A 9946-nucleotide genomic window follows, 5' to 3' on the forward strand; every position below is an offset into this window, starting at 1 on the left:
TACATGACGCTGGAAACCATCGCCCCGATCGGCGATGATCCCGCCGTCAGCCTCCCGGCTTTCGCCAGCTGACAGGCCCGGACCAACCCGGCAGTCGCGGTGACCCGCCGTCAGCTACACCACTCCCTGGGACACGATCACCGGCGAGCAGCCTCCCCGTGCACACCTATCCCCCGTGGCACGGCGTCGCGGCGCCGCCTGGTCGCTCCCGATTCGCGCCCTCGCCGCCTCCCGGGGATAGCGTTATTTTCGCGGCGGGATTGCCTTATTTCGACGCCTCGCGCCAAAGCCCGATTTTCACCAAATCGCCGCGGTTTGGCCGCAAGCGATGTTGCGCCAAACTTGTCTGCCTTGGCTTTGCCGCAAGATTCGCCGCGCACAGCAGCGACTTCGCTCAGAGCCGATTTCAACAACAAATCAATGAACTACGGCGAAAATCGGCGACCCGTGCAGAGTCGCAAAAACCCATTTCCGCCGATCGCGCAAATCGCCCGAAAATTCTTGCGGCAGGGTCATTCCGGGGCACAAGCAGCTTTAGCTGCGCGTGAGCCCGGAATCTCGCTCGACGTAGAGAGCGTCCAACAGGCGGTGCAAGATTCCGGGTTCGCTCGGGCTTTAAGCCCTCGCGCCCCGGAATGACGGCGGCGGATCAATCCGCACGAACAGAAAAGCCGGACCGCTTTTCGCGATCCGGCTTTCGATCACCAAGGAGCAAGGCGCCGAGTAGTAGAGGCGCGACGCTTCATCGTCCCGCCCCGCCCCACCGTCGCCGCCGCCAAGGCGGCGCGTAGTCGTCGCTTAGTTGACGCCGAGCTTCTTCTGCAGGCTCGACGACGAGGTGGTGTACTGAAACACCACGCGCTTTTCCGGATAGACGTATTTGACGGCCTTCTGCGCCATCAGCGCGCCCTCGTGGAAGCCGCTCAAGATCAGCTTCAGCTTGCCGGGATAGGTGTTGATGTCGCCGATCGCGAAGATGCCGGGCACGTTGGTCTCGAAGGTGCCGGTGTCGACCGGGATCAGATTATTCTCCAGATGCAGGCCCCAATTCGCCACCGGGCCGAGCTTCATGGTGAGCCCGAAGAACGGCAGCATGGAATTGCAGGCGACCTTGGTGATGCTGCCGTCATTGCCCTTCACGGTGGCGGCGGAGAGCTCCTTGCCCTCGCCTTCCAGCGCAGTGACCTGGCCGATCAACAGATCCATCTGGCCGGAGGCGACCAGCGCGCGCATCTGCTCGACGCTATGCGGAGCCGCGCGAAAATCGTCGCGGCGATGCACCAGCGTAATGCGCTTGGCGAGCGGATGCAGGTTGAGCACCCAGTCGAGCGCTGAATCGCCGCCGCCGACGATCATCAGATCCTTGCCGCGGAATTCTTCCATCTTGCGCACCGCGTAGTGCACCGAGCCGCCTTCATAGGCCTCGATGCCCGGCACCGGCGGGCGCTTCGGCTGGAACGAGCCGCCGCCGGCGGCCACCACCAGCACCTTGCATTCGAACACCTTGCCGGCGTCGGTGGTGACGCGGAAGCCGGGGTCGCCGATCTTCTCGACCTGTTCGATCATCTCGTTGAGATGGAAGGTCGGGTTGAACGGCTTGATCTGCTCCAACAGCTGCTCGGTGAGGCCGTGGCCGGTGATCATCGGGATGCCGGGAATGTCGTAGATCGGCTTTTCCGGATACAGCTCGGCGCATTGGCCGCCGATCTTGTCGAGAATGTCGACCAGATGCACCTTGACGTCGAGCAGGCCCAGCTCGAACACGGCAAACAGTCCGCAGGGGCCCGCGCCAACAATCAGGACATCGGTTTTGATCGCTTCGCTCATCGTTTCATCTTTTCGGTTGGGTGGGGCAGCTGGCTCTGGCGGCGTGTCTAGCCAAAGCGGCCGAATGAGGAAAGTCATAATTAGGTCGAGCCGCGCAATGCGCCCTTGTCCGATCGCAAGAACTGCTCCAAGGACTGCCCCGGACCGCGTGAGCTGCGCGTCTGATGGCATAAAAGCCCTGGAGAACGGCCTGTGACAGCAATATCCCGCGACGCTGCGGCGCCCCGGCCCGACCAGTTCCCGTTTCGACTTTCGGATAATGTGCGGTTCGCCGATCTCGATCCCAACCAGCACGTCAACAACGCGGTCTACGCGACCTATTTCGAGTCCTCGCGGGTGTTGCTGGTCAAGGACCCCGCCAACGGACTGATCCCGCCGGGCGCAGCCTGGGTGCTGGTGCGGCTCGACATCCACTTCCGCCACGAGCTGCACTGGCCGGGCACGATCGAGCTCGGTCTGGTTGTGGCGCAGATCGGCCGCACCTCGGCGCATTTCGATCAGGCGGTGTTCGCCAACGGCCGCTGCGTCGCCTCGGCGCGCGCGGTGACCGTGTTGGTCGACGGCGAAAGCCGCCGGCCGGTGCCGCTGCCGGACCAAGTGATCCGCAATTTGCGGCGCTGGCAGCTCGCCGATCGGCCGGCGGATCTGGCGCTTTAAGCCTGGCGCTCCGGCACGGTGACGACCAGGCCGTCGAGCTCCTCGGTGACCTTGATCTGGCACGACAGCCGCGAATTCGGCCGCACGTCAAAGCCGAAATCCAGCATGTCTTCTTCCATCGGGGTCGGCGCTCCGGTCTTCTCGCGCCAGTCCTCGTCGACATAGACGTGGCAGGTGGCGCAGGCGCAGGCGCCGCCGCATTCGGCCTCGATGCCCGGCACGGCGTTGCGGATGGCGGCCTCCATCACGGTGGCGCCCTCCTCGACCTCGACGGTGCGGGTTTCGCCGGAGTGATCGACAAAATTAATCTTGGCCATGATTGCTCGTGTGCTGCGAAGAAAAGTTCGGGGCCGTCCTATAGCGGGTCGATCCCGTTTCCGCCAGCACCTGCGCGCAAAAACCAGGCAGTTGCGCTCAACAACCCAGCATCAGCAGCGCTTCAGCCGTTCGCCGATCGCTTCGCTCGCCGCCTTCACCGCCAGATCGAGCGCCCACAGCGCCAGCGAGGCGTCGCCGCCATGGGTCAGCACGGTTTCCAGTTCGGAGGCCGCGTCGGCCACCGCGAAGGCGCCGATGCCGCGCGCCGAACCCTTTAACTTATGCGCCAGCGCCGCGGCGTCGTCCGGCCAGGTCGCGAGCCTTGTGATCAAGCCGGTAGCCTGCGCGGTGAACAGCGCCAGCACCTCGCGCTCCAGCGCCGCGTCGCCGAGCGTCATCCGCTGCAGATGCAACTGATCGAGGGGCGCTACGTCGGGAACGATCGAAGGCGACGGCATCCAGGCGATCCATCCGGGTTGAAACATCAAGTCACTCGCAGTTGGCCGGGCCGGATGATTCCGACCAAAATGAACGGCCCAGCCAACCACGGCAGTGGTTAACGGATCCTTTGCCCAATTGCCGCAAGTTTGCCGTGTTTTTGTCGACAGTTTGCCATTAACCGACGGTTTTCGCGGGATTTTTCCCCAGTAGCTTTACGCAGCAGCCGTCGCGTTAACGATGATTAAGATGTTCTTAACGGCAACCATTTCATTCGCATCGCCAAGACAATAGGATGTTTGCGGAGTGGTGGGACAAGCTGGCGGGATCGATGGGTATTTATCCCAGGTGACCCGCCGGAGCCGGCGATCAGGCCGCGGTCGATGACCGCGCGATGTCCCCGGATGCGTAGAACAAGGGCGTAGACTGCACATGGCGAACAATCCCAAGAAGGTCAAAGATCCCACCGAAGTTGCGCTGTCTGCGATTCAGGAAGCCCTGAACATCAGCGACGCGCCCCCGGCCGGCGGTGACGCGACCTCGGTCCGGACTGAAAGTTCGCCCAAACCCGCCGTGAGCGAGGGCGGCGGCGGCTTTGAGCCACGCATCCCCGATCAAAGGCCGCCGGCTTTCGACGACGCCGAGGAGCAGCGCTTCACCCGCCGCGCCGCCAATGACGACCGCGAAACCATCGGCCAATTGTTGCAAGCCATTCAGAAGGGCCGCCCTGCCCGCAACGTCTATACGCTCGCCTCGGTATTCGCCGGCATCTGGCTGGTCGGCGCCGGGCTGTTGACCGTCGCCTTCCTGCCGGCGCTGCAGGCCTTTGTCGGCCAGGGCAGCGGCGGCGTGCTGGCGCTGGCCGGCCTTGTTGCGCTGTTCTTCGCTCCGGTGATGCTGTTCTATTTCCTCGCCAGCCTGGCCTGGCGCGGCCAGGAATTGCGGATGATCGCGCAGTCGATGGCGCAGGTCGCGATCCGGTTTTCCGAGCCGGAAGGTGCGGCCAGCGACTCCATGGTGACGGTCGGCCAGGCGATCCGCCGCGAAGTCGCGGCGATGGGCGACGGCGTCGAGCGCGCGATCGCGCGCGCCGGCGAACTCGAGACCCTGGTCGCCAATGAAGTGTCGGCGCTGGAGCGCGCCTATTCCGACAACGAAGTGCGGATTCGCGCGCTGTTGCAGGACATTGCGCATCAGCGCGACAATCTGGTCGGCCAGGCCGAGCAGGTGCGCAGCGCGATCTCCGGTGTGCAGATCGATCTGCGCCACGACATCGCGTTGATCTCGGATGCGATCGCCTCGCGCGTCGATGAGGTCGCCAAGAGCATCACCGGCGCTTTGGAAGAGCGCGGCGCGCACATCACCAACGCGCTGAGCACCGCCGGCGATCACATGATCCTCACGCTCGGCGAACGCGGCGGCGATCTTCTGGACCGCTTCGAGGAAGCCAGTTCGGAAACCACGCGCGCGGTGCTGGACGCCAGCGAGCGGCTCACCACCAGCCTCAATTTCAAGACCGGCCACGTCCACAACGAATTCGTCGAATTGGCCGACCGCGTCCACGACATGCTGAACGAGCGGATCGATCGCATCACCGGCGAATTCGAACAGAAGTCGTCGTCGATCGTCGACGGCATTTCCGAGCGCACCGAGCAGGTCCACGACTCGCTGAAGAATTCCAGCGATTCCTTGCTGCTCGAGCTCGAACTGCGCAGCAGCGACCTGGTCAGCAAGATCGACGAGGCCGGCAACCGGCTCGCCACCCAGGTTCTGACCAGCGGCGACAAGGCCAGCGAAGCGCTCGACGTCACCGTCAATACGCTGGTCGCCAAGGTGGTCAGCCAGACCGAGAACGCCCACGATACGCTCAGCATGCAGATGAGCGCGTTCGACGAGCTGGTGAAGGAACAGGGCAGCGAACTTGCCGAACGCTTCGCCCGCGACAGCGGCACGCTGGGTGCGTTGATCACCCGCCACATCTCCGAATTCGACCGCACCGTGAAAACCTTCGGCGGCGACATCGTCGATCGCATGGGGCAGCGCACCCAGGAAATCTCCGAGACGCTGAAGACCTATGTCGACACCTTCGACAACCGGCTGACCTCCAACAGCGGCGCGATCAGCGCCGCGCTCGACCAGCGGCTGCTGCAGTTCGAGACTACCTTCGAAACCCGCGTCTCCGGGCTCGACGGGTCGCTCGAGAGCAAGATCAAGGGCTTCGACAGCGCGGTCGACGGTCACCTGAAGTCGTTGGAATCGACCTTCGATACCAGGGCGCATTCGGTGATCGAAACCATCGACAGCCGCATCGAGACGCTGAGTTCGTCGCTGACCGAAGGCGCTGCGCAGGCCATCGAATCGATCGACAGCCGGCTCAGCCATCTCACCTCGTCGCTGAGCGAAGGCGCCGCCAGCGCCACCGACGCCGTCGACAGCCGGCTCAGCGAGCTCACCAAGACGCTGACCGAGCGCGCCGCCCACGCCACCGACGCGATCGACAGCCGGCTCAACCGGCTCACCAGCTCCTTCACCGACGGCGCCACCGAGGCCACCGACGCGATCGACGCCCGCATCAACCGGCTCACCGCGACGTTCACCGAGGGCTCCGCCACCGCTACCGAAGCCATCGACGCCCGGCTCAACCGCCTCACCCACGCCTTGACCGACGGCGCCGCTAACGCGACGCAGGCGATCGACAACCGGCTCAGCCATCTTACGCAGACCCTGAGCGACGGCGCCGCCAACGCCACAGAAACCATCGACGCCCGGCTCAGCCATCTCACGATGTCGCTGACCGATGGCGCCACCCAGGCGGTGCAATCGATCGACTCGCGGCTGGCCCACCTCACCCGGTCGCTGACCGACGGCACCGCGCAGGCGGTCAGCGCCATCGACCAGCGCATCGCCGACGTCACCGAGGCGATCGATGGCCGCAGCAGCCATCTTGCCGACATCGTCACCGCCCGGTTCCAGGAAATCCACCAGGGCCTGGAGACCAGCGCCGGCGCGGTGGCCAACGACATCGACATCCGCGTCACCCAGTTCGAGGATCTGCTGGGGGCGCGCATCGAAGCCGTCACCGGCCGGATAGAAAGCAGCGGCCGCAACGCCAGCGACAGCCTGATGGCGCGCGCCGAGGAATTGTCGATCGGCATCAAGGCCCATGTCGAAGACGCCGAGCGCTCGCTGACCCATCTCGTGGTCAACACCTCCGAGACCATCCAGACCGGCGCGCGCGCCGCGCAGGAATCGCTGCTATCGGCCTCCACCGAGGTCGGCGCCCAGCTCAAGCTCACCTCGAGCGAGCTCGAAAGCGCCCTCACCGCGGTCGGCACCAACGCCGCCGGCTCGATCGTCAGCAGCGCCCGTGACGCCCAGGCGACGCTGCTCGCCGCCTCGTCGGACGCCGCCGGCCAGATCAAATCGCTGGCTGCCGACGTCGAGCGCTCGCTGTCGACCGCCGGCAGTTCGACCGCGACCGCGCTGCTGTCGGGCGCCCGCGAGGCGCAGACCACGCTGGTCACCACCTCCGCCGAGGTCGCCAACCAGATCCGCTCGCTGTCCGCCGATATCGAACGCACGCTGTTCGCCGCCGGATCGGCCACCGCGGATTCGGTGCTGACCGGCGCCCGCGCCGCGCAGACCGCGCTGGTCACCGCGTCGTCGGATGCCTCCGAACATGTCAAATCGCTGACCGCCGACGTCGAACGCACGCTGTCCGCCGCCGGTTCGAGCACCGCCGAAACCATCCTCAACAGCGCGCGCGACGCCCAGAGCGCGCTGGTCACCGCCTCCTCCGACGCCGCCAACCACGTCAAGTCGCTGGCGATCGATGTCGAACGCTCGCTGTCGGCCGCCGGGACGTCCACCGCGGAGTCGATCCTCGGCAGCGCGCGCGAAGCCCAGGACCGGCTGCTCAGCGCCTCGACCGACGTCTCCGGTCAGGTCAAATCGCTGGCCGGCGACGTCGAGCGCACGCTGACCGCGGTCGGCACCTCGACCGCAGCCGCCATTCTGTCCGGCGCCCGCGAAGCGCAGAACACCTTGGTCAGCGCCTCCACCGAGACCGCCGGCCAGGTCACCGCGCTGGCCGAAGACGTCGAACGAAGGCTCTCTGCGGTCGGCATCGCCACCGCCGAGGCGATCGTGTCCGGCGCCCGCGAGGCGCAGACCAGCCTGGTGACCGCGTCCCAGGAGGCCACCGACCACGTCAAGTCGCTGGCGATCGATGTCGAACGCACGCTGACCAAGGTTGGCGCCGACACCGCAGCCTCGCTGCTCGGCAACGCCCGCGACGTGCAGTCGACGCTGGTCACGGTGACGGCGGAATCCGCCAGCCAGATGAAGGCGATCTCCGCCGACATCGAACGCAACCTGGCGACGGTGACGTTGAACACCACCGACACCATCCAGGCCAGCGCCGCCAACGCGCAGAACGCGCTGGTCGCGGCCTCCAACGACGTCACCACCAAGATCAAGACCACCTCGGCGGAGATCGAACGCTCGGTGTTCGCCGCCAGCGGCTCCTTCGGCTCCACCATGACCGGCAAGACCGACGAGATCGTCAGCTACGTACAGCAGCAGACCGATCGGCTGGGCCAGATGATCGACGGCAAGCGCGGCCAATTGGTCGACGCCATCGGCGGTCGCACCCAACAGCTGACCATCGACATCGACCGGGTCACCGGCGAAGCGCTGAAGGCGATCGAGACCCGCGGCCAGGCGTTCTCCACCTCGATCGTGAGCAACAGCACCGAGGTCGCGCGCACCATCAACGGCGCCAGCGAACTGGCCACCGGCGCCATCAGCAAGTCGCTGAAGGACCTCGAACAGGCCTCGCGCACCGCGATCGAACAATCGCGCCAGGTCTCGATTTCGGCGGTCACCGAAATGCAGGAGACCAGCAAGATCCTGCGCACCGACACCGTGGCGTTGTTCGAGCGGCTGCGCGAGGGCAACATCCTGCTGCAGGAAGTGCTGACCGGCGCCCACGAGAACCTCAACTCGCTGGAGCGCGCGCTGGTGACACGGGTGGCCGACTTCGTCTCCACCATGAACGACGTGAATTCGCAAAACGGCGTCGCCACCCAGGCGCTGGAAGACCAGCTCACGGTGTTCAACACCAAGACCAGCCGGGCGCTGATCGATCTCGGCTCGCTGTCGGAGCAGTTCGCGGCCCACGGCAATGCCCTGGTCGATGCTGCGGCTCTGGTCGAACAGAGCAACCGCAGCACCACCGCCTCGGTCGCCGACCGCAAGGGCGAGCTGGAATCGCTGATCACCACCATCGACCTGCGCACCGCCGATCTCGATCAGCGGCTGAGCCGGTTCACCGGGCTTTTGGATGAATCGCTGGCGGCGGCCGAAGAGCGCGCCCGCGACATCGCGCGCGTGGTGGCGGAAACCGCCGGCGCCGGCTCGGCGACGATCGCGCGGCAGTTCGAGGCGGTGCGCTCCTCCGCCGAACAGGAACGCCGCCTGACCTCGGAGGCGATGAGCGAACTGTACCAGCAGGGCACCCGCGAAGCCGACGCGATGTTCAAGCAGTCCGCCGACAAATTCGCCGCTATGGTGCAGAACATGAAGCAGATGGCGTCGGAGATGCACAACGAGCTGGAGTCGACCCGCGAGGAGCTGCGCCGCGGCGTGCTGGAAATTCCCCAGGAAGCCGCCGAGAGCACCGCGCAGATGCGCAAGGTGATCGTCGACCAGATCGAGGCGCTGGCCGAATTGAACCGCATCGTCGCCCGCCACGGCCGCGGCCTCGACGTGGTCAGCAGCGGACGCAACACCCAGCGCGAAGAAGAGCCGATGCTGGCCGCCGCCGGCGGCCGCAACGAGGCGCCGCTGCGTCAGGCGCCGCGCGGTCGCGACTCCAGTGCCGCCACGCTGCCGCCGCCGGACCTCGGCCTGCCGGCCGCGCCGCGTCGCACCGAAGCGCCGCCGGTCAGCCCGGTGGAAGCCGACCAGGGCCGCGACGGCTGGCTGTCCGACCTGCTGAGCCGCGCCGACAACGGCGCCGAACGCGAAGCACCGCGCGGCCGCACGCCGCAACCGGCACCGCAAGCCGCCGGCAGCAATCCGCTCGACTCGCTGTCGCTCGACATCGGCCGGCTGCTCGACCGCAACCTCGCCGCCGAGATGTGGGACCGTTATCAGCGCGGCGAGGCCAAGGCCTTCACCAAGCGGCTGTACACCCCGGCCGGCCAGAAGGCATTCGACGAAGTCGGCCGCAAATATCGCAGCGACCGCAACTTCAAGCAGACCGTCGACCGCTACATCACCGAATTCGAGCGACTGCTCGACGAGGTGGCGCGCGACGAGCGCGGACCGGCGGTGCTGCGCGGCCATCTGATCTCGGAGACCGGGCTGGTCTACACGCTGCTGGCCCACGCCTCGGGCCGGCTGGGATAAGCCTCGCGCGCCGTCACACCGCACCGACAAGCAAAAGGCGGAAGCAATGCTTCCGCCTTTTTGTTTGTGCAAGCCGTGCCGCCAGCGGAACGTCAACCCGCACTCTGACGCAGCCGCGTGTTAGTTCGCTGAGGCCTTGGCCGCTTCGCCGCAACGGGTCGTCCCTGCGCACGCACTAAGGCATGCACACATCTCTGAGGCTCCATCCTGCGGCGATGGCGGAGAAGCGTTCGAGGCCGTGCTTGAAGGTGATGGGGCCGGGAGGTTTGGACGATGGATAGCCGTCCCAGCC

5 protein-coding genes are annotated in these 9946 nt (G+C 66.1%); 2 read left to right on the top strand and 3 right to left on the bottom strand.

All coding sequences use genetic code 11. The features are described 5' to 3' along the window. Nucleotides 1-798: 798 nt before the first annotated feature. Nucleotides 799-1827, bottom strand: a complete 1029-nt coding sequence (locus VGC77_RS16690) for an NAD(P)/FAD-dependent oxidoreductase (protein WP_331172688.1) — start codon at nt 1825-1827, stop codon at nt 799-801. Between the two features lie 192 nt (nt 1828-2019). Here VGC77_RS16690 and VGC77_RS16695 point away from each other — a divergent pair, with 192 nt between their 5' ends. Continuing rightward, nucleotides 2020-2484, top strand: a complete 465-nt coding sequence (locus VGC77_RS16695; protein ID WP_331172689.1) for a thioesterase family protein — start codon at nt 2020-2022, stop codon at nt 2482-2484. Here VGC77_RS16695 and VGC77_RS16700 read toward each other — a convergent pair. After that, nucleotides 2481-2801: a 2Fe-2S iron-sulfur cluster-binding protein gene (locus tag VGC77_RS16700; protein ID WP_331172690.1), complete on the bottom strand. Its 321-nt coding sequence runs from the start codon at nt 2799-2801 to the stop codon at nt 2481-2483. The two genes, VGC77_RS16695 and VGC77_RS16700, sit on opposite strands and share 4 nt — an antisense overlap. 111 nt (nt 2802-2912) lie before the next feature. After that, entirely contained in the window at nt 2913-3260 is a 348-nt protein-coding gene (locus VGC77_RS16705; RefSeq protein ID WP_331172691.1) for an Hpt domain-containing protein, read from the bottom strand. 412 nt (nt 3261-3672) lie between these two features. Here VGC77_RS16705 and VGC77_RS16710 point away from each other — a divergent pair, with 412 nt between their 5' ends. Beyond that, complete coding sequence (locus VGC77_RS16710) at nt 3673-9654, top strand: negative regulator of septation ring formation (RefSeq protein ID WP_331172692.1); 5982 nt, start codon at nt 3673-3675, stop codon at nt 9652-9654. Nucleotides 9655-9946 lie beyond the last annotated feature (292 nt).

It is taken from the genome of Rhodopseudomonas sp., from assembly GCF_036404135.1.
Taxonomy (GTDB): domain Bacteria; phylum Pseudomonadota; class Alphaproteobacteria; order Rhizobiales; family Xanthobacteraceae; genus Rhodopseudomonas_A.

Coding starts and splice junctions, on each gene's coding strand:
- VGC77_RS16690 (WP_331172688.1), bottom strand. CDS start 1,827: ATGAGCGAAGCGATCAAAACCGATGTCCTGATTGTTGGCGCGGGCCCC.
- VGC77_RS16700 (WP_331172690.1), bottom strand. CDS start 2,801: ATGGCCAAGATTAATTTTGTCGATCACTCCGGCGAAACCCGCACCGTC.
- VGC77_RS16710 (WP_331172692.1), top strand. CDS start 3,673: ATGGCGAACAATCCCAAGAAGGTCAAAGATCCCACCGAAGTTGCGCTG.
- VGC77_RS16705 (WP_331172691.1), bottom strand. CDS start 3,260: ATGCCGTCGCCTTCGATCGTTCCCGACGTAGCGCCCCTCGATCAGTTG.